Source organism: Candidatus Palauibacter sp., from assembly GCF_965216145.1.
In the GTDB taxonomy this organism is placed as follows: domain Bacteria; phylum Gemmatimonadota; class Gemmatimonadetes; order Palauibacterales; family Palauibacteraceae; genus Palauibacter.
In genome coordinates this window covers 971,412-996,378 of the sequence record NZ_OZ244149.1, presented here as the reverse complement: position 1 = coordinate 996,378, position 24,967 = coordinate 971,412, and the positions used below count along the sequence as shown (strand labels likewise).

25 protein-coding genes and 1 tRNA gene are annotated in these 24,967 nt (G+C 68.7%); 12 read left to right on the top strand and 14 right to left on the bottom strand.

The genetic code is table 11. The features are described from left to right. The first annotated feature begins 175 nt into the window (after positions 1-175). Positions 176-1,762 carry an HD domain-containing protein gene (locus ACOOHF_RS04390; RefSeq protein WP_420463531.1) on the top strand — a complete coding sequence of 529 codons (1,587 nt, stop codon included), beginning with the start codon at positions 176-178 and terminating at the stop codon, positions 1,760-1,762. Between the two features lie 96 nt (positions 1,763-1,858). Next, entirely contained in the window at positions 1,859-4,153 is a 2,295-nt protein-coding gene (gene ppk1, locus ACOOHF_RS04385) for a polyphosphate kinase 1 (protein WP_420463530.1), read from the top strand. Positions 4,154-4,189: 36 nt separating this feature from the next. Here the strand turns inward: ppk1 and phoU are convergent, their stop codons facing one another. The 7 genes from phoU to ACOOHF_RS04350 form a co-directional block, all read right to left on the bottom strand. Further along, positions 4,190-4,852 carry a phosphate signaling complex protein PhoU gene (phoU, locus tag ACOOHF_RS04380; RefSeq protein ID WP_420463529.1) on the bottom strand — a complete coding sequence of 221 codons (663 nt, stop codon included), beginning with the start codon at positions 4,850-4,852 and terminating at the stop codon, positions 4,190-4,192. 20 nt (positions 4,853-4,872) lie between these two features. Beyond that, positions 4,873-5,664 (bottom strand): phosphate ABC transporter ATP-binding protein PstB, encoded by a 792-nt coding sequence (gene pstB / locus ACOOHF_RS04375; protein ID WP_420463528.1) that lies wholly within the window; start codon positions 5,662-5,664, stop codon positions 4,873-4,875. Positions 5,665-5,671: 7 nt separating this feature from the next. After that, complete coding sequence (pstA, locus tag ACOOHF_RS04370) at positions 5,672-6,481, bottom strand: phosphate ABC transporter permease PstA (protein ID WP_419935974.1); 810 nt, start codon at positions 6,479-6,481, stop codon at positions 5,672-5,674. A gap of 71 nt (positions 6,482-6,552) precedes the next feature. Next, a complete protein-coding gene (gene pstC, locus ACOOHF_RS04365) occupies positions 6,553-7,482 on the bottom strand; it encodes a phosphate ABC transporter permease subunit PstC (protein WP_420463527.1) in 930 nt (309 codons plus the stop codon). A gap of 21 nt (positions 7,483-7,503) precedes the next feature. Next, positions 7,504-8,433 (bottom strand): PstS family phosphate ABC transporter substrate-binding protein, encoded by a 930-nt coding sequence (locus ACOOHF_RS04360; RefSeq protein ID WP_420463526.1) that lies wholly within the window; start codon positions 8,431-8,433, stop codon positions 7,504-7,506. After that, positions 8,420-9,790: a sensor histidine kinase gene (locus ACOOHF_RS04355; protein ID WP_419935977.1), complete on the bottom strand. Its 1,371-nt coding sequence runs from the start codon at positions 9,788-9,790 to the stop codon at positions 8,420-8,422. Before ACOOHF_RS04355 ends, ACOOHF_RS04360 begins: the two co-directional genes overlap by 14 nt. Positions 9,791-9,874: 84 nt before the next feature. After that, on the bottom strand, positions 9,875-10,570 hold the full coding sequence (locus tag ACOOHF_RS04350) for a response regulator (RefSeq protein ID WP_420463525.1): 696 nt from the start codon (positions 10,568-10,570) through the stop codon (positions 9,875-9,877). A 369-nt stretch (positions 10,571-10,939) separates the two neighbouring features. On the opposite strand from ACOOHF_RS04350, the gene ACOOHF_RS04345 reads away from it, so the two are divergent. From ACOOHF_RS04345 to ACOOHF_RS04320, 6 genes are all read left to right on the top strand, one after another. Further along, the gene (locus tag ACOOHF_RS04345) at positions 10,940-11,941 is read left to right on the top strand and encodes a TonB-dependent receptor domain-containing protein (protein ID WP_420464331.1); all 1,002 of its coding nucleotides are present in this window, start codon (positions 10,940-10,942) and stop codon (positions 11,939-11,941) included. Continuing rightward, positions 11,942-12,415: a hypothetical protein gene (locus tag ACOOHF_RS04340; RefSeq protein WP_420463524.1), complete on the top strand. Its 474-nt coding sequence runs from the start codon at positions 11,942-11,944 to the stop codon at positions 12,413-12,415. Further along, positions 12,412-13,488, top strand: coding sequence for a hypothetical protein (locus ACOOHF_RS04335; RefSeq protein WP_420463523.1), 1,077 nt, complete (start codon positions 12,412-12,414; stop codon positions 13,486-13,488). The genes ACOOHF_RS04340 and ACOOHF_RS04335 overlap by 4 nt, the downstream gene beginning before the upstream one ends. Before the next feature lie 7 nt (positions 13,489-13,495). After that, a complete protein-coding gene (locus ACOOHF_RS04330; RefSeq protein WP_420463522.1) occupies positions 13,496-14,032 on the top strand; it encodes a hypothetical protein in 537 nt (178 codons plus the stop codon). Positions 14,033-14,170: 138 nt separating this feature from the next. Further along, complete coding sequence (locus tag ACOOHF_RS04325) at positions 14,171-15,406, top strand: AAA family ATPase (RefSeq protein ID WP_420463521.1); 1,236 nt, start codon at positions 14,171-14,173, stop codon at positions 15,404-15,406. After that, positions 15,403-16,017: a DUF4276 family protein gene (locus tag ACOOHF_RS04320; protein WP_420463520.1), complete on the top strand. Its 615-nt coding sequence runs from the start codon at positions 15,403-15,405 to the stop codon at positions 16,015-16,017. Before ACOOHF_RS04325 ends, ACOOHF_RS04320 begins: the two co-directional genes overlap by 4 nt. A gap of 100 nt (positions 16,018-16,117) precedes the next feature. Here ACOOHF_RS04320 and ACOOHF_RS04315 read toward each other — a convergent pair whose 3' ends face one another. Both ACOOHF_RS04315 and ACOOHF_RS04310 read right to left on the bottom strand, forming a co-directional pair. Next, positions 16,118-16,996, bottom strand: coding sequence for an NAD+ synthase (locus ACOOHF_RS04315; protein ID WP_419935983.1), 879 nt, complete (start codon positions 16,994-16,996; stop codon positions 16,118-16,120). Beyond that, on the bottom strand, positions 16,993-17,886 hold the full coding sequence (locus tag ACOOHF_RS04310; protein ID WP_420463519.1) for a nitrilase-related carbon-nitrogen hydrolase: 894 nt from the start codon (positions 17,884-17,886) through the stop codon (positions 16,993-16,995). Before ACOOHF_RS04310 ends, ACOOHF_RS04315 begins: the two co-directional genes overlap by 4 nt. 174 nt (positions 17,887-18,060) lie before the next feature. Between ACOOHF_RS04310 and ACOOHF_RS04305 the strand changes: the two genes are divergently transcribed. Both ACOOHF_RS04305 and ACOOHF_RS04300 read left to right on the top strand, forming a co-directional pair. Then, positions 18,061-18,786, top strand: coding sequence for a CPBP family intramembrane glutamic endopeptidase (locus ACOOHF_RS04305; RefSeq protein WP_420463518.1), 726 nt, complete (start codon positions 18,061-18,063; stop codon positions 18,784-18,786). Then, complete coding sequence (locus ACOOHF_RS04300; protein ID WP_420463517.1) at positions 18,783-19,844, top strand: porin; 1,062 nt, start codon at positions 18,783-18,785, stop codon at positions 19,842-19,844. Before ACOOHF_RS04305 ends, ACOOHF_RS04300 begins: the two co-directional genes overlap by 4 nt. A 95-nt stretch (positions 19,845-19,939) precedes the next feature. Here ACOOHF_RS04300 and ACOOHF_RS04295 read toward each other — a convergent pair. Beyond that, positions 19,940-20,012, bottom strand: a tRNA-Glu gene (locus ACOOHF_RS04295). 113 nt (positions 20,013-20,125) lie between these two features. Here ACOOHF_RS04295 and ACOOHF_RS04290 point away from each other — a divergent pair. Both ACOOHF_RS04290 and ACOOHF_RS04285 read left to right on the top strand, forming a co-directional pair. After that, a complete protein-coding gene (locus ACOOHF_RS04290) occupies positions 20,126-20,608 on the top strand; it encodes a hypothetical protein (protein ID WP_420463516.1) in 483 nt (160 codons plus the stop codon). Then, the gene (locus tag ACOOHF_RS04285; RefSeq protein WP_420463515.1) at positions 20,605-21,066 is read left to right on the top strand and encodes a hypothetical protein; all 462 of its coding nucleotides are present in this window, start codon (positions 20,605-20,607) and stop codon (positions 21,064-21,066) included. The genes ACOOHF_RS04290 and ACOOHF_RS04285 overlap by 4 nt, the downstream gene beginning before the upstream one ends. Positions 21,067-21,101: 35 nt before the next feature. Here ACOOHF_RS04285 and ACOOHF_RS04280 read toward each other — a convergent pair whose 3' ends face one another. The 4 genes from ACOOHF_RS04280 to ACOOHF_RS04265 form a co-directional block, all read right to left on the bottom strand. Next, complete coding sequence (locus tag ACOOHF_RS04280) at positions 21,102-21,269, bottom strand: hypothetical protein (protein ID WP_420463514.1); 168 nt, start codon at positions 21,267-21,269, stop codon at positions 21,102-21,104. 129 nt (positions 21,270-21,398) lie between these two features. Then, a complete protein-coding gene (lipB, locus tag ACOOHF_RS04275) occupies positions 21,399-22,181 on the bottom strand; it encodes a lipoyl(octanoyl) transferase LipB (protein ID WP_420463513.1) in 783 nt (260 codons plus the stop codon). 28 nt (positions 22,182-22,209) lie between these two features. Then, the gene (lpdA, locus tag ACOOHF_RS04270) at positions 22,210-23,619 is read right to left on the bottom strand and encodes a dihydrolipoyl dehydrogenase (protein ID WP_420463512.1); all 1,410 of its coding nucleotides are present in this window, start codon (positions 23,617-23,619) and stop codon (positions 22,210-22,212) included. Between the two features lie 21 nt (positions 23,620-23,640). After that, complete coding sequence (locus ACOOHF_RS04265; protein WP_420463511.1) at positions 23,641-24,939, bottom strand: dihydrolipoamide acetyltransferase family protein; 1,299 nt, start codon at positions 24,937-24,939, stop codon at positions 23,641-23,643. Positions 24,940-24,967: the final 28 nt, after the last annotated feature.

Sequence of the window (24,967 nt, the reverse complement as noted above, 5' to 3'; positions counted from 1 at the left end):
ATCCCCAACATGACCCGTTCCGGCGCCGCAGGGTAGAAGTCCGGGCGGCGGGCGACGGCGGGGTCGTGTTTTCCCGTCGCCGCGTCTACGTTTAATCTCCCGGGGCGCGTCTCGTGCCGGCGGCGCCCGGCACCCTCTCGAGACCACTGGAACCGCGGAGTTGCGCACACCCCACATGCACCACGCGAGACAGTCGGTCGGGGGCGCGGCTCTCGACAGCCCAACGCGCCTCGGGTTTCCCCTGCGCGTCGCCGCCATCGACGTGGGATCGAACGCATTCCGGTTCATCGCGGCTGAATTTCACGCCCCGGACCGGTACGTCGAGTTGTCCGGCGAGCGCGTCCCCGTCCGGCTGGGACACTCCGCCTTCCTCACCGGCGAACTCTCCGCCGCGGCGATCGAGAAGACGGTCGAGGGCTTCTGTCGCTTCCGGCGGGAGATCGATCGTCTGGGCATCGACCACGTCCGGGCCGTCGCCACGAGCGCGGTTCGCGAGAGCCGCAACGGCGCCGATCTCGTGCGCCGCGTCGAGGATGAAGCCGGCATCACGATCCGCCTCATCTCCGGGACGGAGGAAGCGCGTCTCGTCTGGACCGCCGCGAGGTCGCGAATCGACTTCGGCGACGCGAAGTGGATGCTCGTCGACCTCGGCGGGGGCAGCGTCGAAGTCTCCCTCGCGGACCGGTCGGGGATCATGTGGAGCGAGTCGCACCGGATGGGATCGGTCCGACTCCTGAATGAACTGACCGGGGCCGACGACGCGCCCGCGCACTTCGCGAAGCTCCTCGCGGAGTACGCGGCCTCTCTCCGCATCCCGCACGCGAGCAAGCACTGGACCCCGGTCGAACTGATCGCCACCGGCGGAAACATCGAAGCACTCGCCCGCCTGGCCGGCCGGAGCCGGAGCGACGGCGTGCCGGAGATCACGCGTGTCCAACTCGGTGCGGCGATCGAGGAGTTCTCGCGTCTCTCCTACAGCCAGCGCATAGGTCGCCTGGGCCTGCGCGAAGACCGCGCCGACGTCATCCTTCCCGCCGCCATCGTGTACGATCGCGTCGCCGAGCTGGCGGGTGCCGATCGGATTCTCGTTCCCGGGGTCGGGGTGAAGGAAGGGACGCTCCTCGACCTCGTCGACGAGCTGACGAGCGGCGCCGGCCTGGGGCGGCTGGAGCGGATCGTACACGAGGGCGCACTGACGCTGGGGCGGCGATACCTGTTCGACGAAGACCACGGGCGTCACGTGGCCTCCCTCGCCGTCTCTCTCTTCGACCAGCTCGCCGACCTGCATCGCCTCGATCCGCCCGACCGGTCGATCCTGCTCGCCGGGGCGCTGCTCCACGACATCGGACAGCACATCTCCTACGCGAGGCACCACAAGCACTCGCTCTACCTCATCCTGCACAGCGAGATCCCCGGCATCGCGCCGGATGAACTGCCGCTCGTCGCCCTCGTGGCGCGCTATCACCGTCGCGCCGAGCCGCGCGAGGGTCACTACCTGTACCGGGACATGACGGCGGCGGACCGGGCTCGCGTCGAGAAGCTCGCGGCCCTCCTCCGCATCGCCGACTCCCTCGATCGCGAGCACCTGCAACGCGTCCACAGCGTCGAAGCCCGGCTTCACGAAGACCGTCTGGAACTGCGCCTGGCGCGGAACGGAAGCGTGCTCCTGGAGCAGTGGGCCCTCCGCACCAAAGGGAAGCTATTCGCCCGCATCTTCGGCCTCGAACCCTACGTCACCTTCGATCTCGAGCGCAGTCCCTAGCCGCCGCCGCTTCGCTCCGGGCAGCGATTCCGGGCGATGAGCCGCCGCAGACCGTATAATTCAGGCCCCATTCACTGAACCTCGGCGGAGAGCACCATGGCATCGGAGTCGGACGAGGCGACGCGGCGCACGCGCGCGCTCCGCGTGGGACGGGGCTCCGACGACGGCGGCGAGCGTTCTCCCTCGTCCTCGGCGTCCGTCGAGGCCCGGCCCGAAATCCCGTCGATCGGGCCGCGGTTCGGCCATCGCGTCCGGGGGGAACCGGTGCTCCCGCGCGCGACCGACCAGGTCTCGGTCCCCGCCGACGCCACGCCGCGACATCCCTCGCTCTACTTCAACCCCGAGTTGAGCTGGCTCGACTTCAACTGGCGGGTGCTCTATCAGGCCATGGACGAACGGACGCCGCTCCTGGAGCGCCTCCGGTTCCTGGCCATCACCGAGAACAATCTCGACGAATTCGTCATGAAGCGGGTCGGCGGACTCAAGCGTGTGCTCGGCGCCGGTGTCGTCAAGCCGTCGCTCGACGGCCTGGACCCCGCCGAGCAACTGGATCTCGTGCGCGCGGGCGTCCGCACGATGCGCGTACGCCTGGCGGCGGCGTGGGAAGAGGACCTCCGACCGCGGCTCGCCGAGGAACTCGGGATCGTCGTGCGGGATTTCGACCACCTGAATGACGCGGAGCGCGAGCATGTACGGCGCGTCTTCATGGATCGGATCTACCCCATCCTGACGCCGCTGGCGGTCGATCCGGGTCACCCGTTCCCCTTCCTGTCGAACATGAGCCTCTCGCTCGCCCTCATGCTCGAGCACCCGGAACGTCGAACGCGTCACTTCGCCCGGGTGAAGATCCCGCCGTCCGTGCGCTGGATCGAGCTGCCCGAGAGCAACCATCTCGTTCCCGTCGACGAGGTCATCCGCGGTTTCGCGGGAGATCTCTTCCGGGGAATGAAGATCGAGAGCGCGTCGCTCTTCCGCGTGACACGCAACGCGGATGTGGCGCGCGACGAGGAGGTGGCGGACGACCTGCTGAAGATGATCTCGGAAGAACTGCGCGAGAGGAGGTTCGCCCGCGTCGTCCGTCTCGAGGTCGAGCCGGAGATGCCCAACGACGTCCGGGCCTTCCTCCTGCGCCAGCTCGAACTGGACGAAGAAGACCTGTACGAGATTCCGGGCCTGCTCGAGATGTCGGGTTTCTGGCGGATCGCAGCCGAGGGTCCGTGGCAGCACCGCTACGAGCCGTGGGAGCCGATGATTCCGCCACGCCTGATCCGCGAGGGCGAGACCGAGGACGGCCCCGACATCTTCACCGTCATTCGTGCGGGCGATCTCATGGTTCACCACCCGTACGAGTCGTTCACGGCCACGGTGCAGCGGTTCATCGAGGAGGCCGCCTCGGATCCGGACGTGGTGGCGATCAAGCAGACGCTGTACCGGACGGGGGAGCAGTCGCGGATCATCGCGGCGCTCGTGAAGGCGGCCGAAGCCGGCAAGGCGGTGGCCGTGCTCGTGGAGGTGACGGCCCGCTTCGACGAGGCCGACAACATGGAGTGGGCCTCCGTCCTCGAGGAGGCCGGCGTCAACGTCACGTACGGCCTCGTGGGGCTCAAGACCCACGCCAAGGTGGTGCTCGTCGTGCGCGAGGAAGGGGACGAGATCCGGACGTACTGCCACATCGGCACCGGCAACTACAACTCCGAGACCGCCCAGATCTACGCGGACATCGGCATCCTCACCGCCCAGCCCGAAATCGGGCGCGACGCGGTCAACCTCTTCCACTACCTCACGGGGTACGCCCCGCAGCAGCGGTACGAGGAACTCATCGTCGCGCCGAACTATCTCCGACCGGCCATCATGGATCGGATCGAGCGGGAGATTGCCCATGTCGAGGCCGGCCGGCAGGGCCGAATGATCATGAAGATGAACGGGCTCGACGATCCGAAGCTGATCCGCGCCCTCTACGCCGCCTCGCGCGCCGGCGTGGAGATCGATCTCATCGTCCGCGGCCAGTGCCGGCTGCGCCCCGGAATCCCCGGCTTCAGCGAGAACATCCGCGTGCGGAGCATCGTCGGCCGCTTCCTGGAGCACGACCGCATCTTCTGGTGGGAGAACGGCGGAACGCCGGAGGTGTGGATCGGGAGCGCCGACTGGCGCCGCCGGAATCTCGACGACCGCGTGGAAGTGTTGCTGCCCGTGCGTGACAGGCGGATCACGAAACGCCTGCGCAAGACGCTGCAGGTCGCGCTCCGCGACAACCAACGGGCCTGGGAACTGCTGCCGACCGGAGAGTACGTGCTGCTCGAACCCGGGCCGAGGCAGCGGCGCGTCGACTACCACGACCGGATGTTGCGGGCGGTCCGGAAGCGCCGCCGCAAGGTGGACGGCAACCAGTAGCCGGCGCCCGAAGCATCCGGGGCTGGTGATGGGCGGCTAGCCCGCCCCGCCTTCCTGATGCCGGATCGTGATGCCCTGGACCATGTAGACCACGTCCTCGCCGATGTTCGTCGCGAGGTCCCCGATTCGCTCCAGGTTCCGACCGATGAGGATGACCTGCAGGCATGCCGAGAGATTGTAGTCCGGCATGTGCGTGATCATCACCCGGAACAGGGAGTCCTGGAGCTGGTCCAGCCGATCGTCGCGCGCGATCACGGAGCGGGCGTCGTCCGCGTTGCGGTGCGCAAACGCGTCGAGCGCGTCCCGCAGCATCTCCCGCGCCATGCGGCTCATGTCGTCGAGTTCGGGCGGAATCGGGACCTTCTTCTCGGCCGTGGTGAGCCGCGCCGCCGCCTCCGCGATGTTCACGGCGTGGTCGCCGATCCGCTCGAGGTCGTTGTTGATCTTGAGTACCGCGACGAGGACGCGGAGGTCGCGCGCGACCGGGTGATGCAGCGCGAGGATCTCGACCGTCGACTCCTCGACTTCCACCTCGGCCCGGTCGATGGCGTCGTCGGCTTCCCGGATCGGCGATGGGTCAACGGTGGGTTGTCCAACCATCGCGACCGCCCGCCGCACCAGCTGCTCGGTCTCGTGCGCCATCTCGTGCAGACGGCGCGTGACCTCATCCAGCCGGTCGTCGAACTGCTTGAAGGACATTCCGCTCCCGCCCCGTCCCGCTACCCGAGCCGGCCGGTGATGTAGGCCTCGGTCCGCTCATCCTCCGGGTTGGTGAACAAGCGCTGCGTCTCCTTGTACTCGACCAGTTCGCCGATGTAGAGGAAGGCCGTATAGTCGCTGATGCGCGCGGCCTGCTGCATATTATGGGTCACGATGACGATCGTGTAGTCCCGCCGCAGATCCCCGATCAGGTCTTCGATGCGGCCGGTCGCGATCGGGTCGAGCGCCCTCGCCGGCTCGTCCATGAGGAGGATCTCCGGCTCTACCGCCAGAGCCCTCGCGATGCACAGCCGCTGCCGCTGTCCCCCGGAGAGCGAGAGGGCGTCCGCATCCAGACGGTGACTCACCTCGTCCCACAGCGCGGCGGCGCGCAGCGACTGCTCCACCCGGTCGGCCATGTCGTCCTGGAAGCCGTTGATGCGCAGGCCGAACGCGATGTTCTCGAAGATGGATTTGGGGAACGGGTTCGGCTCCTGGAACACCATGCCGATCGAACGCCGGACGGCGGCGGGGTCGACGCCCGGGGCATAGAGGTCCCGGTCCCGGAACAGGACGCGGCCGGAGACGTGAGCCGTCGGCACGAGGTCGTTCATGCGATTGAAGCAGCGCAGCAGCGTGGTCTTCCCGCAACCTGACGGCCCGATGAAGGACACGACCCGCTTCTCCGGGATCCGGAGCGAGATGTCGCGAATCGCCTGCGTCTCCCCGTAGCGGACGCCGAGCCCGATGGTTTCGAGCACCGCCCCCGACGGTACCGCCAGCGGCTCGCGTTCGGGCGAAGGTCGCTCCATCACGGACTCAGGAATCTCTCTCGTATCGGTTTCGAATCACGATCGCGACCGTGTTCATCAGCAGCAGGACGCTCAACAGTACCACTATGGCCCCGGCAGCGAGCGCATGGAACGCCTCGCGCGGATCCGTCGTCCAGTTGAAGATCTGGATCGGGAGGACCGTGAAGGGGTCCATGGGCGAGCTCGGATCGAACGCGATGAACGTCAGGGCCCCGATCATGATGAGCGGGGCCGTCTCGCCCCCCGCCCGCGACAACCCGAGGATCGTCCCGGTGAGGATCCCCGGCATCGCGGCGGGCAGCACATGATGCCGGATCGTCTGCCAGCGCGTGGCGCCCAGCGCGTAGGAGGCCGAGCGGAGTGCGTCCGGGACGGCGCGGATCGCCTCCTGCGCCGCGATGATGACCAGCGGGAGGACGAGGAGCGACAACGTGGCGGCGCCGGCCAGGAGGCTCCGCTCCAGCGCGAGGAAGCGCACGAACAGCGCCAGGCCGAGGATCCCGTACACGATGGAGGGCACGCCGGCCAGGTTCGCGATGTTCAGCTGCAGAAAGCGCGTGAACCGGTTCCGTGGCGCGTATTCCTCGAGATAGAGGGCTGCGCCGACCCCGAGCGGGAAGGTCAGCACGGCGACGAGCGCGAGCATCCACGCGCTCCCGAGGATGGCGGAACGGATCCCGGCGCGCTCCGGGAAGCGCGAGGGATAGCTGGCCACGAAGTCCGGCGAGAGTACCGCGAGGCCGTCGGAGACGACGTTGACGAGGACGAGGATGAGCGACGCGACCCCGAACGCCACCGCGACCCGACACAACCACATGAACCGGGTTCCGGTCCGTCTGCGGGCTTCGAGGCGCGGCTCGAACCGTCCCCCTCGGGGTGCGATGGAACTCAACGGTAGCTCGCCGCGAAGCGGGCGGTCAGCCGCTGGCTCAGCAGGTTGAGGCCCAGGGTGATGAGGAAGAGCAGGAGCGCCACCGCGAACAGGGTCCGGTATTCGATCGTCCCCGAGGGTGCGTCGCCGAGGCTCACCTGGACGATGTAGGCCGTCATGGTCTGGACGCTCTGGAGCAGATCCAGCGTCATCCTCGGCGTGGCGCCCGCGGCCATCGTCACGACCATCGTTTCCGCGATCGCGCGGGAGATCGCGAGGATGAAGCTCGCGAGGATGCCCGAGAGCCCGGCCGGCACCACGATCCCCGTCGAGACCTCGAACCGGGTGGCCCCGAGCCCGTAAGCGGCCTCGCGCAGCGAACGGGGAACCGCGCTCAGCGCGTCCTCGGACAGCGATGACACCATGGGGAGGATCATGATCCCGACCACGATGGCGGCGCTCCCCGCGTTGAAGACCCCGGCGGCGGGGAAGAGGGCGCGGAGGATGGGGGTCACGAAGACGATGGCGAAGTAGCCGTAGACCACGGTCGGAATCCCGGCGAGGATTTCGAGCGCGGGCTTGACGATGCGCCTCGTCCGCCGGGACGCGTACTCGCTCAGGTAGATCGCCGTGGCGAGCCCGACGGGAAGCGCGATGAGCGACGCGCCGGCCGCGACGAGCAGCGTCCCGTTCACGAGCGGCAGGATGCCGAACGATCTCGGCACCAGGTCGGGCGACCACCGCGTACCGAACAGGAATTCCAGCGGAGAGACTTCGGCGAAGAGGCCCAGCGACTGGGTGATGAGCACGACGACGATCCCCACGGTCGTCAGGCTGGAGAGGGCGCCGCACGCGAACAGCAGTGCGCCGACCACCCGCTCCCTGCGCGCCTGGTGCCGGCGGGGGGCGAGCGGCGCGTTCGACGCCGGGCCCGTCGCGGGGCTCATCGGGCGTCGCGCCGCGTGCCGCTAGTCGATCCGGGCTCGCACTTCGGCATAGGCCTCCGGGGCAAGCGGGACGTGTCCCGTTTCCGGTATCAGGGCGGCCGCGTTGTCGATGTAGAAGCCGACGAAGGCCCTGACCTCCGGCCGTTCGAGTGCGTCACGGCGGATGTAGATGAACATGGGGCGAGCCAGCGGCGTATAGGTGCCGTCCACGATCGTTCGCCGGGACGGTGCGACGCAACCGGCGCCTCCGTCGACCTCGAGCGCCCGCAGCTGTTCCTGGTTCTCCTCGAAATACACGTAGCCGAAGTATCCGAGTGCCCCCGGATCGCCGCTCACGCCCGCAACCAGGACGTGGTCGTCCGCGCTGGCCGTATAGTCGTTGCGGCTCGCCCCCTCCTCACCCATGACGGCTGCGGTGAAGTAGTCGAAGGTGCCCGAGTCCGTGTCGGGTCCGTAGAGCTTCAGTTCGTGGTCCGGCCAATCGGGGCGGATGTGGCTCCAGCGCGCGAGCCCGGACCCCGGGGCCCACACGCGCCGGAGTTCTTCCACCGTCATGCAGCCGACCCAGTCGTTCGACGGATGCACGACGACCGTGAGGCCATCCCATGCGATCTGCAGTTCGAGCGGCGTGATGCCCTCCCGCGCGCAGGCCGCCGCCTCGCTCGCGTTGATTCGCCGCGACGCGTTGCTGATCTCCGTCTCGCCGTTGCAGAACCGCTGGAATCCGCCGCCCGTGCCGGAGACCCCGACCGAGACCCGCACCGCGCGACCGTGCGCGATCTGGAACTCCTCGGCCATCGCCTGGCTGATGGAGAACACGGTGCTGGATCCGTCGAGTTCGATGAGGCCGGACAGGCCGTCTCCGTCCCCGCCTCCCCGACAAGCCGGGGACGAAAGCGCCACGAGCATCGCGGCTCCCACTACCGCGGACGCGCGCTCAGGCCGGGACACCGGCCGTCTCCTCGCCGAGGAACGGCGTCGCGACCGGCACGGTGAACCAGATCGTCGTCCCGCGGCCGAGCGCGCTCTCGATCCCCACCGCGCCGCCGTGCGCCTCCACGAAGTGCTTCACGATGGCGAGTCCGAGTCCGGTCCCGCCGCGCGCCCGCGAGCGCGCCGGGTCGATCCTGTAGAAGCGCTCGAACACGCGCTCGACGTGCACCGCGGGGATTCCCGGTCCGCGGTCCGTGACCTGGATGCGCTGGAAGCGCTCGTTCGGCTGGATCCGCACCGTGATCACCGGGTCGTCATCGCTGTAGCGCACCGCGTTGTCGAGGAGATTGCGGAGAACCTGGCGGATCGCATCCGGGTCCACCCGGGCCGGTTCGCGCGTCCCGAGCACGCGCAGTTCCGCCCCGGGCGGTCGCACCTCCGGAGACAGCGTCTCCCACACCTCGGAGGCCGCCGCCCCCACCGAGACCGGCTCGGGTTCGGGGCTCCAGCTCCCCGATTCGAGGAGGGAGAGGTCGAGGAGATCCTCCACCAGGTGCCGCATCCGGGTGGCGTTGGCGAGGATGCGTTCGGCAAAATCCCGGGAATGCTCGGGGCCGAGCCCTCCCTCCGCGAGCGCCTCCGCGAATCCGACGACGCTCGTCAGCGGGGTCTTGAGTTCGTGTGACACGTTGGCGACGAAGTCGCGTCGCACCCCCTCGAGCCGGCGCATGACCGTGAGATCGCGGAGTACGATGAGCGCCCCCGAGCGGTGGGACCGGGCCGACATGAGCACCGTATGCTCGCCGAGTTCGACCTCGGCGGTGGTGGGTTCCCCCCGCTGCGCCGCGCTCACCGCCTCGGCGATTCGGGGGGTCCGGAAGAGCGTGCCGACGCGAAGGCCCGGCGAGACGTCACGCCCCGCCCACCTTGCGAAGGCCGGGTTGCAGAGGCTGACGAGTCCATCCGCATCGATGAAGGCGAGGCCGTCCTCGAGCCCATCGAAGAGGACGCGCAGGTCGCTCGACTCGCGTTCCGAGGTAGAGACGCGGTCCCGCACCCGCTCCGCCATGCGGTCGATCGCTCGGTCCAGCGGGCCGGCCGAGCCCGAACCCGTGGGCCCGATCGGCGGATCGATGGACGGAGTCGGGCCGCCCGCGGCGATGCGGTCCACCGCCGCGCGCGCCCGTCCAAGCTCCACTTCGATCCTCCGCGCCACGAGCCACGAGGCCGGCCACAACAGGAGGAGGATCGCCCCCAGCACCGAGAGCTCGAGCGCGAAGTCGGCCACGTCGAGCCGGAGCAGCAACGTCGCCGCGGCGTACGCCACCACGAGCACGGCGGCGGCGACGAGGAAGAAGCGATTTGCGAGTCTCACCTTCCGTCCACCGATCGCACGAGTCCAGCGGGCGGCGCCCGCGTCCGGAGACGCGGCGGCCGACCCCCCGCTACCTGGCTCGAGCTACTTGCCGAGGGCCCGGAACCGGTAGCCGATCCCGCGAACCGTCTCGATCAGGTCGGCGGCGCCGCCGAGCTTCGTCCGCAGGCGAGCGACGTGCATGTCGACGGTTCGCGTCTCGATCGCCGCGTTGGTGTCCCACACGGCCTGGAGCAACTGCCGGCGACTCTGCACACGGCCCCGGCGCTCGAGCAGAACTTCGAGCAGCCGGTACTCGAGCGGCGTCAGATCGACCTCGAAACCCTCCGAGAAAGTCCGATGCGCCTCGCGGTCGATTTCGACCGGCCCCACCGAGATCCTCCGCGACGTGGACACCGGTTCCGCCTTCGAGCGGCGTAACAGCGCCTCGACCCGCAGCGTGAGTTCGCGCGCGCTGAACGGCTTCGTGATGTAATCGTCGGCGCCGACCTCGAACCCCTTGACCCGCTCCTCCTCTTCTCTCCGGGCCGTGAGCAGGATCACCGGAATCGATTCCGTACGATCGGCCTTACGGAGACGCTGCAGGACCTCGTATCCGTCCATCCCCGGGAGCATGAGATCGAGGATGATGAGGTCGGGGCGCTCCGCCTGGGCCGTCGTCAACGCGCCCTGCCCGTTCACCGCCGTGGTCACGCTGTATCCTTCGCGGCTCAGGTGGTACACGAGGACGCTGAGGATATCCGGTTCGTCGTCCACGACGAGGATCTGTGCGTTCGGCATCGTCACCCTCGGCTTCAGAACTCGCGCTTTGAGAGGATTCGTCCGATCAGAACGGACCCGGCCCCCGGGAATCCTGGGTCACGCCTGCAGGCGTGATCGTAACACATCCGTAACCATCTCGTGAATGCGACTCCTCCGCGGATCTCCACGTGCCGGGGGCGTCGCCGCCAATCTCGCCGTCCCCCGTGACGATCGCATCCCGGACTCGTGACCGACCCGTGACGTTACATGTCCGGGGCCGTTACGGGTCCCGCCTATTCTTCGCGCCGATAGCAGGCCCTGACGTATCGGTATCCTCCGGAGGATCGAATCCCATGACCCTTTCAGGGCAACAGACTCGTCCCGAGGGGGCGGCGGTTCCGCCCGGGCCTGGGCGCGCTCCCCGCGCTCCTTCTCCTGGGGTTCAACCTCGACTCGAACACGGACCAGAGGAACACCCGGATCCAGTACGTCGAGAACTCTCTCGTCCAGGGCCGCCTGAGCGGCAAGCACTACTTCAACGCGTTCGGCGGGACGACGGTGGAGTGGAAGGGCGCATACTCCCGGGCCGGCCGCTACGAACCGAACACGCGCGAGGTGCTCTACCGGGAGTCCGGCGGCGTCTTCCCGTGGGACAACTTCATCCAGAGCGGCAGCATCTTCCATCAGGATCTGACGGAAGACGCGATCAACCTCAACCTCGACGTGCAGTTCCCCATCCGCGTTAACGGCCAGGCGGGCACGATCGAGGTCGGCGCGTCGAGCCTGAGCCGTGACCGCGACGTCCTCAGCCGTCGCTTCCGGTTCCTCCCCAACCGCTCGATCCCCGACGAGGTCAAGGCCGCGTCACCCGACGCCATCTTCACGCCGGAGAATATCGGGCCGGGTCCGGGGCAGTTCGAAATCCAGGAGGCGACGTTCCGGCCGGACAACTACGTGGCCGACCAGACCACGACCGGCGCCTACGTGATGGCCGATGTCGAACTGCTGCCGCGTCTCCGCTTCGCCGGCGGAGCCCGCATCGAGCGCAGCAAACAGGCCGTCGCGCCGCTAGCCGGCGCGGCACTGGACAACACGGATTTCGTGCCCGGCGCCACCATCACCTGGGCGGCCAGCGACCTCGTCAACATTCGCGCCGCCGCCTCCCGCACGCTGGCGCGGCCCGAGTTCCGCGAACTCGCCCCATTCTCGTTCGCCGATTTCGCGGGCGGCTACCTGGTCGTCGGAAATCCGGTGCTGCAGCGGTCGCGGATCACGAATTTCGACCTTCGCTGGGAGTGGTTCCCCCGGCCCGGCGCGGTGATCGCGGTGAGCGGCTTCTACAAGAAGTTCAAGGACCCGATCGAGGAGAGGTCGTGTTCCCGAGCAGCGAGTTCATCAAGAGCTGGGTGAATGCGGGGACCGCGAACAACCTCGGGCACGCTCGTCGACTCCGAGGTCGAGACGGGCGCCGTGGCGCAGATCTTCGTCCCCGGTTCGGGGCCGCTCGAAATCGATGTCGTGAGCCAGGAGCGCCGGCTGCAGGGGCAGTCGCCCTACGTTGTGAACGCCGGCGCGAACTGGGCCACTTCCTCGGGGCGGACCTCCGTTACACTTCTCTTCAACCGCTTCGGGCCCCGGATCAGCCAGGTCGGCAGCCAGTTCCTCGAGAGCGTTTTCGAGGAAGGCCGCAGCCAGTTCGACCTCGTCTTCGCGCAGGCCGTCGGGTCTCAAGTCTCGGCCAAACTCAGCGCCACGAACCTCCTCCCCGCCCACTATCGCTTCACGCAGGGCGGCGACCTGCTCCGGGGCTGGCAGCCCGGGCGGGCCTTCTCGCTCAGCCTGTCGTGGCAGCCGGTCGGGGACCGCCAGGGGACGAAACGATGAATCCTGGACGACGGAATCGCCGGGCCCGAGGGGACGACCCCGTATCGCCCGCACCGCCGCCGCACCCGACGGCGACGGCGACGCTGTCCGGTGCGATCACGCAATCCATGGAGCTGGATCCAGATCTCACATATCACATTCAGGGGACCACGATCGTCGAAGCCGGGGCGACGCTTACGATCCCGGCCGGGACGCTCCTTCTGGGCGACGTGAACTTCACGGGGTCCGCCCTCATCGTCCGGCAGGGTGGCCGACTGGTCGCCCGGGGTACGGCGCAGGAGCCGATCGTGTTCACGAGTTCGAACCCCGAAGGTTCCCGCCGTCGCGGCGACTGGGGCGGGCTCGAGGTCAGCTTTGGAAACGAGCTCAACGGACTCACGCTGAACGGCGTCGGATCCGGCACGCAACTCGATCACATCCAGTCGCACCACGGCTCGGATGACTCGTTCGACTACTCGTCGGGCTGGCAGGGCCGCGGGCAGTTCTGGGCCGCGCAGCAGGATCCCCACGACGCCGACAACGGCTTCGAGGTCGACGGGAACGAGGAGAACTTCGACGCCGAGCCGTTCACCGACCCCGACATCTACAACGTCACGCTCGTCGGGAAGGAGGCCGGGACGGGTTCCGCAGGCGAGAGTAGCCGCGGGATCATCTTTCGCCGCGGCACCGCCGGCAGGGTGTACAACGTCGTGCTCCTCGGCTTCGAAAAGGGCTTCGACGTCGACCAGCAGGAGACGGCCGCCCGGGTCCAGATCCGGAACAGCTACGTTTTCGGCCAGGAAGACGGGATGTTCGAGTCCGACGACGGCGACGAAAGCGACGCCCCCATCGACGAGGAGGCACTCTGGAACACCGATGGCTGGGGGAACGTGGCTAGCGTCGACCCGCTGCTTGTGGATCCGTTCAATCTCCGAATGCCCGACTTCCGTCCGGCCGCCGGTTCACCGCTGACGGACGGCTACGCCGAGCCGCCGCCGGGCAGCGACTTCTTCGAGGCGGTCGACTACATCGGCGCCTTCGCGCCGGGCATGCCGCAGTGGATCGAAGGCTGGACCACCCAGGACCAGGGCTAGCCGGCACTTGCAGAGCAACGACGCGTGGGTGCGCCGCACCAGCCTCGTCCTCGTATCGGGTCTGCTTCCGATCCTTTCCGGATCCTGCGTGGATGCTTCGCCTGGCGGAGGGCAGAGACTGCCCGGATCCGCCGGTTCCCTCGCGGAACTGGCGACCACGGTCCTCGTCGGGCTGGCCGCGGCCGATACCCTCAGGCTCGAGTCCGTCCGTCTCACCGAGGTCGAGCACAACGAGATGGTGTGGCCCGAACTCCCGGCTTCCGCGCCTGAAGTGAACTACCCGGCGGACCTCGCGTGGAAGAACATCTGGACGCGCAACCGCGCCGCCCTCTCCGACCTCTTCGGCGTGTACGAGGACCGGAGGCTGAGGTTCGTCGACGCGGAGTGCCGCGGACCCGTGGAGGCGTTCGAGAGCTTCGTCGTGCACACCGACTGCTGGGTCACCCTCCGGCGCGACGGCGAACTCCTTCCGCCGCAGCAGCTCTTCAAGGACGTGCTCGACCTGGACGGCGAGATGAAGATCTTCCGCTACTACGAGCCGTAGGTCGCTACCCCAACCCCCAGCCCCCCGCAACCGATCCGCCGTCCAAGGGGCATCAGCTTCCTCCCTCGCTTGGTAGCAAGTTCTGGCAAGGTGCGCCATCTTCGTGGCCCATGATCCCTCCGAAGAACGGAGACGCACATGGCCGAGCCGTATAACCCCCTTCTAACAGCGATGACCGTTGAGGGCTTTCTCTCATTTGGGGACGCTACGGACATCCGCTTGGAGCCGTTGAATGTTGTCATCGGGCCGAATGGGTCCGGGAAGTCCAATCTGGTTGAAGCCGTGGCTGTGCTGCGCGCCGTCCCGAGAGACCTTCCCCAGCCGATCCGCGAGGGCGGTCGCAGCGTACGGGATTGGCTCTGGAGACCCGATCCCTCGAGCACGGAGACTGCTTCCCAAGAGAATGCGCAGTCCGCCCGCATCGAGTTGGTGTTCACCGAAGGCCGGATCGCCCGGCATCACACGAACCCGGCTGTCCGATATCGGCTGGTCTTCGGGGCCCAAGGCGATTCGTTCGTAGTGTTGGACGAGCGGCTGGAGAACGCCGATCGGCCCTCCGACAAGGAGAAGCCATACTTCTACTTCGGGTACGAGCACGGTCGCCCGATGCTGAACGTGCGCGACCGCGGCCGGGGTAGCCAACGCGAGCTTCGACGAGAAACCCTGGACATGACCCAGTCCATTCTATCCCAGCGAAGGGATCCTGAGGAGTATCCGGAGCTGGGTCGGCTGACGGACGCACTGGAGCGGATCCGAATCTACCGGCGCTGGCAGTTTGGTCCAGACGCCACCGTCAGGGAGGCTTGCTCGCCGAGCGTGAGGGCGGATTATCTGTCCGAGAACTTCGATAACCTTCCCGCGCGCCTCGCCGTGCTCAAACGAGACCCTCTTGTCAAGCGCCGGCTGCTCGAGCTGATCCGTGAACTGAGCCCCGGACTCAACGACTTCGAAGTCGTTCCGGAAGGTGGAGTGCTGACCCTCTATCTTACCGAGGGCGACTTGTCCATTCCGGCGCGCCGCATTTCCGATGGGACGCTACGCTTTCTTTGTCTGTTGGCCATTCTGGTCGATCCGAAGCCGCCGCCCTTAATCGCCATAGAGGAGCCGGAACTGGGATTGCACCCGGACATCCATTCGCAGCTGGCGACGCTCCTGCTCGACGCGAGCAGCCGTACACAACTCATCGTGACCACCCACTCGGACATACTGGTCGATGCGCTCACCGAAACGCCCGAGTCGATCGTCGTCTGCGAGAAGGTCCGCGGTTGCACGCAACTGGAGCGCCTCAGCTCCGAGAGACTTGAACCTTGGCTCGACAAGTATCGCCTCGGAGAGCTGTGGCTGCGGGGAGAAATCGGAGGGACTCGTTGGTGAGCATCAAGCTTTACGTGGAGGGTGGCGGGGACTCCAAGGCGCTCACGACCGATTGTAAGAGAGGCTTCCGAAAGTTCTTCGAGAAGGCGGGCCTTGCGGGCCGGATGCCGCGCATTAGGGCCTGCGGCGACCGCCGGAACGCCTACGACGACTTCAAGACGGCACTCAAAAACGGGGGTGAAGTCCCGATACTTCTCGTGGATGCAGAAGATCCGTTTACGGCGGGAAGCTCCTGGGAGCACCTTCGCAATCGGGTCGGGGACGGTTGGGACCGCCCAGACGGGGCCAGCAACGATCACTGTCACCTCATGGTCCAGGTCATGGAGTCATGGTTCCTGGCGGACAGGTCGGCCTTGGAATCGTTCTACGGGCAAGGATTCCAGCCAAGCGCGCTCCCCCCCAACCCCCGCCTTGAACAGGTCCGCAAGGCTGATGTTCTGCGCGGCCTTGCCCGTGCCACCAGGAGTCTGAAGACGAAGAAAAAGCCCTATCGGAAGGGATCGGACAGCTTCGAGATCCTTGGCAGGATCGATCCGTCTCGTGTCGAGTCGGTCGCACCATCCGCCAAGTTGCTCCTCGACGTTCTTCGCGCCGGGGGCCCAACCTCGTGAGCGACCGCCGGTCGCAGTGGCGACGGTGGTCCGACCGCTTTCCGCGCTGACCGGGGGGTGTGTGCGAGTTGAGTCGCCTACGGTGCGGACGTAAACGCCGTCAGTAGTCCACCGGACGCAGGTACGACTCGCCGATCGCGGTCGCGGAGAGCATGGCGACCGTGGGCAGGTGGCGCTTCCAGTGGGTGCGCGCGAGGCGTCCCGCCACGATCTCCACCTTCTCCCGCTCGAATCCCGCCTCAATCAATTCCTCGGGGGCGCGCCCCGAGATCAGGTGGTGCAGGATGAGGTCCGCCTCGGGGTAGGTGATCCCCAGATCCTGCTCGTCCGTCTGTCCGCGGATGAGGTCGGCCGTGGCCGGCTTGTCCACGACCTCGGCGGGTACCCCCACCGCCCGCGCGAGCGCCCACACCTGGCCCTTGAACAGGTCTCCGAGCGGGTTCACCGGAGGAGAATCGTCCGCATGCCACGTGTAGTAGCCGAGCAGCCGCTCCGACTTGTTCCCGGTGCCGACGGGGAGGGCGGAGAGCTTGAAGGCCTGGTCGAAGAGGACGATCATGCGCTGGCGCGCCGCCACGTTCCCCCTTCGGTGACTCCCCGCCTCGGGCTCGAAATTCTCGAGGTATCCGGCGACCGCCTTCGTGATCTCGATCGTGCGCGTGGGGACCCCGAACTTCCGGGCCACGAGGAGCGCGTCCTCGCGGCTCCGGGGGCTCGAGGTGCGGTAGGGCAGGAGGAGGGCGAGCACCGCCTCCGGGCCGAGCGCTTCCGCGCACAGCGCCGTCGTGAGGGCGGAATCCACGCCTCCCGACAACCCGATGACGACCCGGCGAAAGCCGCGGCGGCGCTCGATCTCGTGGCGCAGGAACTCGACCAGCCAGCCGCGCACGAGGTCGACGTCAAGGTCGAGTGCCCGCGAGTCGGCGGGGTCCGGCGCGAGGGCCTCGGGGACGGCGGCCGACGGCCACCCCTCGCTCATTCGACGTCGGCGGCGGGCCGGCGGACGCCCGAGCCCGGGCTGTTGACGAGGAGGCGGGTCCAGGATCGTTCGAGGTCCGCGAACAAGGGCTCCTCGGTGCGCGCCCGCGCCATCTCGGCGAAATCGATCCGCACCGGAAGCAGCGCCTCCTCCCACAGCGGCCCCGCGACCAGCCGGTGTCCGCGGGGGTCGTAGGCCGCGGATCCGCCCGGGAACCCCTTCCCGCCCTCGAAGCCCACCAACTGCGACACGATGACGAACAGGCCGTGCTCGGCCGCGATGCCGCTCGCCAGGGTGTCCCAGCGCACGAGGTTGCCGGGCACGCCGGCCCCGGGCGCGACCCCGCGGGCGGGCGAGGCGCTGAGGATGAGGATCATGGCGGCCCCGTCGAGGGCGGCGAGCGTCCCGGAGATCGAATGGAACCCGTCCTCGCAGATCAGCAGGGCGGTGCGGCCCAGCGGCCCGTCGAACGCCTCGACACCGGGACCCGCCTCCACGAACCGTTCCTCCTGGAACACCCCGTAGGTCGGCAGGAACACCTTCCGGTGGACGTGCCGGACCCCGCCCCCGGGGCCGAGCGTCGCGTACATGGCCGCGTTGTAGATGCACCCCGCGTCCCGCTCGAAGAAGCCGATCGCGAGGTCGAGGCCGGCCGCTTCCGCGCCGACGCGAGCGTTGATTCTCGCGAGGAGGTCCGGGGCCGGCAGCGCGTGCTCGCGGACGCCGCCCTCGAGGAAGTAGCCGCTGAGCGCGGTCTCGGGGAACACGACGAGGCGGGGGCGCGGTGCCCGGCGGAGGGCGTGCTCGATCATCCCCGCGCAACCGTCGAGTGTCGCCTCGAGATCCCCCTTGACCGGCCTGAACTGCGCGATCGCGATGTCGAGCGCCATCCGTCCCCGCGGTGGTTCATCGAGTTCGAGTGAGGGCGAAGCTACCGATCGCCCCCCGCCGCCGTGGCGGGGAACGTCCCCGAACTTCGGGGTGGTGTCAACGGGGCCGGAGCCGGGGTGGGGCGCGGTTGCCTCCCGCGGCTCCGGCCCGTATCCCTCGGCATGCCCGAGACCTTGAGTCCGATCGCGGCGGCGTACGCCCTCCTGCTCCTGATCGGCATGCCCGCCCTGGCCGCGCTCGATGTCCGCCGCGGCGCCAACCTCGCCGAAGCGGCGAAGCATCGCCGTCTGCTCTACGTGTCGGTGGGCGCTTCGCTCGTCATCCTGGCCCTGCTGACCCTCGGCGTCGCGGCGTGGCAGGACGTCCCGGCGTCGGCGCTCGGCTGGACGGTCGACGACCCGGGCGCGGCCGCGCTCTGGGGACTCGCGGTCGCGGTCCTCGGCCTGGCGCTCGTGTGGTTGATCACTGCGGTCGCGCGCCTGGCCGGCCTGCGGGAGACGGCGGCGGTGACCCTGCTCATGCCGCGGACCGCCGCCGAGAAGCGGGGCTTCCTCATGCTCTCGGGGATCGCTGCGGCGTGTGAGGAGTACGCCTATCGGGGATTCGGCCTGTGGGCGATCACGGCGTGGACGGGGAATGCCTGGCTGGCGGCCGCGGTCGTGTCCGTGTCCTTTGGCCTCGGCCACGGATACCAGCGGCTGGCCGGCGTCCTCCGGGCGACGACCCTCGGCATGGTGCTCGCCGCGACCGTCATCTGGACGGGGAGCCTGTTTCCCGCCATCGTCGGGCATTTCTGGATCAATGCGGTGCTCGGGCTGGGCGCTTGGCAGTATCTCCACGCGGAGTTCGATCCCGTCGATATCGACGACAACCCGGGGAATGACGAGGAGCGGCGATGATCCGGAGGCTTTGGGCAGGAACGCTGGTGGCGTTGGGTTGCGCACTTCCGGTGGGCGCGGCGGCACAGGAGGCGCCCCCGGTCGACATCGGCGGCCTGCTGCGCGTCGGCGTGCTCACGCACGCGGATTCGACGGATGGACCGGACGGCTTCCGTCTCTGGGAGGCCCGACTCAAGGTCAGCGGGAAGATCGGGATCGTCTTCGACTACTATTTCCAGACCCGCTACGATCCGGAAGACGACGCGTTCGAGATCCACGACGCGATCGCGACGCTGCCCCTGATGCCCGAACTGGAACTGAGCCTCGGCCTGCTCCGTCCCTTGTTCGGCTTCGAGGCGACCCAGCACCGCGCCGAACTCACCTTCCTCGACCGTTCGCAGGCTTCGACGGCGATCGGCCCCGGCCGGCAGGTCGGCCTGCAGGGCAGCGGGAGCGCGTTCGACGGCCGGCTCAGCTACGGGGCGGGCATCTTCAACGGCAACGGCCGCGCCGTCGTGAATGACGGCGACGACTACATGTTCACCAGTCGGGTCCAGTTCAACTCGATCGGCACCATCTCCTTCTACGACGATTTCGTCTTACAGGCGGGTGCCTCGCTCGGCTACTCCTCCGATACGTCGGCGCCCCTCGGGCGGGGCATCGTCACCGGCGACCCGTCCAACGCGCCCCGGATCACCTCGGACTTCGCGGGGGAGCGCGTGTTCTGGAGCGCGGACGTCCAGGCCACCTACCGGGGGTGGGGGCTGACGGGGGAATACCTCCGGGCCGACTACGAACTCGCGCCCGGCCTGGGTGAGGGCGCGGCGGACACCGAGGCGTACGGCGGCTACCTGGAACTCGGCTACCGCGCCTGGGGCGCGCTCGAAGGCGTCGTGCGCTACGACGCTTTCCAGCCTGCCCTCGGTGCCGACCGGGAGTTCATGGTGTTCGGAATGAACGTGTATCCGGGATACTACGCGAAGTTCGGCCTCCAGTACGCGACCGCGCTCGGGGGCTCGCCCGACGCGGCCACGCTGGCGGACGGCCGGTTCAGCTTCCTCGCGCAGGTCGCCTTCTAGCGGCCGACGCCGGGGGCGTCGCCACGCCGGACCCGTCGCGGGATCAGCGGGCCAAGAAAAAGAATGCCGCCGGCGCGGGGACCGGCGGCGGTTCATACCCCCTAGGGGAATCGAACCCCTGTCTCCTGGCTGAGAACCAGGTATCCTGGGCCACTAGACGAAGGGGGCTGAGCAGGGAAGCGGTATTCTAGTGGGCACGGAGGACATGTCAAGATGACGCGGAGTCGAACTTCGAGCCGGATTTCACCTCGAGAATCTCGTCGGAACCCCGGCCGGCCGTTGTGACCTGGGAACACCTGCACCTCGTCTCCCACTCCTTCCCCATCGTCCTCACGGCGAGCGGGGCCATGGTCGGGCTGTACGGGTGGGTACGCGACCGGGAGCCGCTCGAGTTCTGGGGACTCGTCGCGCTCGTCATCGCCGGCGCGTTCGTGGCCCCCGCCTACCTGACCGGGCTCGCGGCGGCGGATGTCGTGACCGAGCGCACCTTCGTGAGCCCGGGGATCGTGCAGACGCACCGTTTCTGGGCCACCTGGGCCGCCGTCCCGGCCTTTACGGCCGGCGCTCTCGCCGCCTTCGCCCTCCACGAGCGCGACGACCGCCGGCTGCGGCATTTCGTGCTGCTCGTGGGGGTATTCGCCACCCTCATGATCGGCGTCGCCGCCTGGCAGGGCTCGAAGATCGTACACGGCCCCGACGACACAGGCCCGACGGCCGCCGCCGGCCCTGCGGATCCAACCTCCAATACAGGAGCGAGACAATGAGCACCCGTACGCAAGTCCTCCTGGTCGCACTCGTCGCGCTGGTTCTGACGACCCTTTCGGAGTGGGTGGGTTGGATGCTGGGGGAGCGCTCGCCGTGGGAGGTCGGGTTGTTCTCGGCGCTGAGTGTCGTGTTGGTGGGGATCGGCGCGCTGGCGTGGGCTGGCTGGGGGCGTCGCCTGCTGACGGAAGCCGGTGCCACGGATCCCTCCCACAAGTGGTGGCGGCTGTGGTTCCTGCCGTGGGGGTTCTGGGCCGTCGACTCCGTCACCAACACCTTGAGCGAAGCGATAGACCGGGACGGGTTCCCGGATGGCCCGGCCCTCCTGCTGTCCCTGCCCGGCCTCCTGATCGGCCTGGGCGCGGCGCTGGTCAGCCTCGTGCTGGTCCTGGTCTTCGCATTCCGTGAGATCGGCCACTACCGCCGGAAGCGACAGGCCAACCAGGAGGCCTCCGGCTGAAGACGTAGTCTCGTCGGCCTGCTCCGGGCTGCCGGCTAGTGGGCGGCGGACTCGACCAGGCGCGCGAGGCCGTAGAAGACAAACGCCGCGGCGAGCATGGCGGCGGTCTGCAGGACGCGTTCCCTGAACGACATCTTCGCCAGGTAGCCGAGCATCAGCGCCACGACCACGGTACAGATCAGCAGGATCCCCAGAATCATCATCTCGATTTCATCATCCTGTATGGTGGTTCATGGCAGGCGGTCGGGTCGCCTCCGTCGGCGACAGACGGGCCACAACGTCGGGTGGAAGCGCGGCTCAGGCAATCCGTCCGTCATCCATCGAAAGCGCCCCTACCGGGCGCGAAGGGCGACTTCCGGCGCCCCTGGCGACGCGAGGCTCGGGAACGCGACCGGGAAGGCCCGCGCGACCGCCTCCCCCGCCTCCTCGAGCGTGAGGGGGGCGCCCTCCGATGCGAGGCTCGTCATCTCGACCCCGCGGATGCCGCAGGCCACGATCCCCCGGAAGTTCTCGAGCGGTTCGGGCGTGACGTTGAGCGCGAAGCCGTGCCAGGTAATCCAGCGGCTCGCGTGCACCCCGATCGAGGCCACCTTGCGGATGGCCCCTTCGCGGAGGAGCGGCTCGGCATGCCCCGCCCCGACGGTGCGGAAGCCGTCGGCCTCGGCCTCGGCCAGCACGCCGTCGGGAGCGGTGCCCGTCCACACCCCCGTGTAGGATTCGACCCGGAAGGCGGGCAGCCCGCATTCCGCGAGCACGCGAAGCAGCACCTCCTCGATACGCCGCAGATACCAGTGCAGGTCGCGACGGTGGGCGCGGAGGTCGAGGATCGGGTAGCCCACGAGCTGGCCGGGGCCGTGATAGGTCACGTCGCCGCCGCGCTCGATCTCGACCACGTCGAGACCGCGGCCCCTCAGCCATGCCTCGTCCGCCGGGAGGTGGCCGGGCTCCGTGCCCCGTCCGAGCGTGATCACGGGGAGGTGCTCGACGAGGAGCAGGAGATCGTGGTCCGGCGGGGTGGCGCGCCGCCAGCGGGCCACGGCGCGCTGCAACTCGAGGACTTCGCGGTATTCGCGGCGCCCGAGGTCGACCACCCGCAGTTCGCGCCCCCCGCTCACCGGACTTTCCACCGGATTCTCCGGCTGCCTACATGTGGATCGCGCGGCCCAGGGCGGCGAAGGCGGCCTCCATCACGGCCTCCGCCATGCTGGGGTGCGCGTGCGCGTGCGAGACGATCTCGTCCAGGGTGGCCTCGAGTTCGCGCGCCATGCCCACCTCCGCCACGAGTTCGCTCACGTTGTGCCCGATCATGTGGACGCCCAGCACCTCGCCGTACTTCGCGTCCGCCACGATCTTCACGAAGCCGTCGGCGGATTCGGCGGTGAGCGCGCGCCCGTGCGCCCCGAGCGGATATTTGCCCGTCACCACCTCGTGCCCCGCCTCCTCCGCCTGCGCCCGGGACATGCCGATCGAGGCCACTTCGGGGTGGCAGTACCCGACGGAGGGGATGTTGCCGTACGTCATGGGGTGTTTGGCCACGCCCGCGATGTGCTCGGCGGCGATGATGCCCTCGTGCGATCCGACGTGCGCGAGCATGGGCTGCCCCGCGACATCACCGATCGCGTAGACCCCCTCCGCGCTCGTCCGGCACCATTCGTCGATCCTGATGAAGCCGTCCTCGAGCGCGACCCCGTTCTCCTCGAGACCGAGGTGGTCCGTCACGGGTCGCCGTCCCACGGCCATCAGGACGAGGTCGGTCTCCTCGGCGGTCTCGCTGCCGTCCGGGTTCACGACCGTAAGCACCATCGGGCTCGCGTCGCGGTCCAGTTGCTTCACCCGCGTGTTCACGAGGTTGCGGATGCCCCGCTTCCGGAACGACCGCTCGAGCGTCTTGCCGATCTCCGGGTCCTCGAGCGGGACCAGCGTGTCGAGCGCCTCGATGAGCGTGACTTCGACCCCGAAGGCGTTGAACACGTCGGCGAATTCGACCCCCACGAAGCCGGCCCCGACGATGGCCATCCGCCCCGGCAACTCCTTGAGTCCGAGCGCTTCGCGGCTCCCGATCACCCTCTCGCCGTCGAGTTCGAAGCCGGGGAAAGTCTTCATCACGGAACCCGTCGCGAGGATGACGTTCCGGGTCGCGAGTTCCCGGTCGCCGCTGTCCGAATCCACGGCGACCCGGCCGGGCCCCGCCAGCCGCCCGCGGCCCTCCACGATGTCGACCTTGTTCTTTCCGAGCAGGTACTTCACGCCGGCGGTGAGCTTCCGCGTGATGATGCGGCTCCGCTTCACGGCCGCCGGGAAGTCGTATTCCACCTGGATGGGCTTCACGCCCATGCGGGCGCCGTGGTGCTGGAGGTTGTGCGCGAGCGCCGCGCTCTCGAGCAAGGCCTTGGCGGGGATGCAGCCCCAGTTGAGGCAGGTGCCGCCGAGCCCGCCCTCGTACGAGCCGCTCTCGACGCAGGCGGTCCTGAGTCCGAGCTGGGCGGCCCGGATCGCGGACACGTAGCCCCCCGGACCGGCCCCGATCACGACGACGTCATAGGTCTCCGACATTCTATTCCTTCACTTGAGCCGCTAGAGCAGCATCTCGAGGGGGTTTTCGAGCATCGCCTTGAAGGCGCCGAGGAACGCCGCGCCCATGGCGCCATCGATGACGCGGTGGTCGCACGACATCGTCACGCGCATCCGCTTGCGTCCGACGACCTCGCCGGCAACGACCACGGGCTTCTCGACCGTCTGCCCGATGGCGAGGATGCCGGCTTCCGGCGGGTTGATGATCGCCGTGAACTGGTCGATCTCGAACATGCCGAGGTTGCTGACCGAGAACGTGCCGCCCTGGTATTCCTCCGGGGCGAGCTTCCGCTCGCGCCCCCTCGTGATGAGGTCCCGCGCCTCGGTCGAGATCCGCCGCAGCCCCTTGCGGCCCGCATCGCGCAGGACGGGGGTGATGAGGCCGCCGTCGACGGCGGCCGCGATCCCGAGGTGTACGGCTCCGTGATAACGGATCGCGTTCTCCTCCCACGAGGCGTTCACCGCGGGATGACGGTTGAGCGCCTCCGCGGTCGCCTTCAGGAGGAGGTCGTTGACCCCGATCCTGCCCTCGGCGAAGCGGGCGTTGAGGTCCGCGCGCAGTTCCAGCGCCCGTCCCATGTCGACCTCGGTCGTGAGGAAGAAGTGGGGCACGGGGCCGATCGACTGGACGAGGCGGCGCGCGATCGCCTTGCGCATCTGGCTCGGCTCCTCGACCCGATCCTCGAGGTGCGGGAGGGGCGGCGGCGCCGGGGTGAGCGGTGGGAGGACCGGCGTCGGCCCGCGGGGCGGGGCGGCGGCGGTGCGGGAGGCCAGCGCGGCCTCGACGTCGGCCTTGACGATGCGGCCGCCGGGGCCGGAGCCGGTCAGGCTGGCCAGGGCGATCCCGCCCTCCGCGGCCATGCGACGTGCCACGGGCGAGGCCTTGATGCGGCCCCCGGCCGCGCGCGTTCCCGCGCCCGCGCCCGCCCCGGCGGGCTCGTCGGCCGTCCGGGCTTCCGTCGCCCCGACCGGCTCCTCGACTGCGGTGGCGTCCTCCGGCGGGGCTACGGCCGGCTCGGGCAGCGCGGCTTCGGCCGTCCGCGCGGCCGCCGCCTCGGCCAGCAGCGCGTCGATCGACTCGTCCGGCGCCGCGATCACGCCGATCAGCGCGCCGACGGGCACCGTGGCGCCCGCCTGCACGACGATCTTCCGCAGCACGCCGCCGCCGAGCGCCTCGACGTCCATGTTCGCCTTGTCCGTCTCGATCTCCGCGACGATGTCGCCCTGCGAGACGGTGTCGCCCTCGGCGACCTTCCACTCGATGAGCTTGCCCTCCTCCATCGTCGGGCTCAGCTGCGCCATCACGACCTTCGTCGCCATCGGGGCCCCT

Coding starts and splice junctions, on each gene's coding strand:
- ACOOHF_RS04390 (WP_420463531.1), top strand. CDS start 176: ATGCACCACGCGAGACAGTCGGTCGGGGGCGCGGCTCTCGACAGCCCA.
- ppk1 (WP_420463530.1), top strand. CDS start 1,859: ATGGCATCGGAGTCGGACGAGGCGACGCGGCGCACGCGCGCGCTCCGC.
- phoU (WP_420463529.1), bottom strand. CDS start 4,852: ATGTCCTTCAAGCAGTTCGACGACCGGCTGGATGAGGTCACGCGCCGT.
- pstB (WP_420463528.1), bottom strand. CDS start 5,664: ATGGAGCGACCTTCGCCCGAACGCGAGCCGCTGGCGGTACCGTCGGGG.
- pstA (WP_419935974.1), bottom strand. CDS start 6,481: ATGTGGTTGTGTCGGGTCGCGGTGGCGTTCGGGGTCGCGTCGCTCATC.
- pstC (WP_420463527.1), bottom strand. CDS start 7,482: ATGAGCCCCGCGACGGGCCCGGCGTCGAACGCGCCGCTCGCCCCCCGC.
- ACOOHF_RS04350 (WP_420463525.1), bottom strand. CDS start 10,570: ATGCCGAACGCACAGATCCTCGTCGTGGACGACGAACCGGATATCCTC.
- ACOOHF_RS04340 (WP_420463524.1), top strand. CDS start 11,942: ATGCGGGGACCGCGAACAACCTCGGGCACGCTCGTCGACTCCGAGGTC.
- ACOOHF_RS04335 (WP_420463523.1), top strand. CDS start 12,412: ATGAATCCTGGACGACGGAATCGCCGGGCCCGAGGGGACGACCCCGTA.
- ACOOHF_RS04325 (WP_420463521.1), top strand. CDS start 14,171: ATGGCCGAGCCGTATAACCCCCTTCTAACAGCGATGACCGTTGAGGGC.
- ACOOHF_RS04315 (WP_419935983.1), bottom strand. CDS start 16,996: ATGAGCGAGGGGTGGCCGTCGGCCGCCGTCCCCGAGGCCCTCGCGCCG.
- ACOOHF_RS04310 (WP_420463519.1), bottom strand. CDS start 17,886: ATGGCGCTCGACATCGCGATCGCGCAGTTCAGGCCGGTCAAGGGGGAT.
- ACOOHF_RS04300 (WP_420463517.1), top strand. CDS start 18,783: ATGATCCGGAGGCTTTGGGCAGGAACGCTGGTGGCGTTGGGTTGCGCA.
- ACOOHF_RS04285 (WP_420463515.1), top strand. CDS start 20,605: ATGAGCACCCGTACGCAAGTCCTCCTGGTCGCACTCGTCGCGCTGGTT.
- ACOOHF_RS04280 (WP_420463514.1), bottom strand. CDS start 21,269: ATGATGATTCTGGGGATCCTGCTGATCTGTACCGTGGTCGTGGCGCTG.
- lpdA (WP_420463512.1), bottom strand. CDS start 23,619: ATGTCGGAGACCTATGACGTCGTCGTGATCGGGGCCGGTCCGGGGGGC.
- ACOOHF_RS04265 (WP_420463511.1), bottom strand. CDS start 24,939: ATGGCGCAGCTGAGCCCGACGATGGAGGAGGGCAAGCTCATCGAGTGG.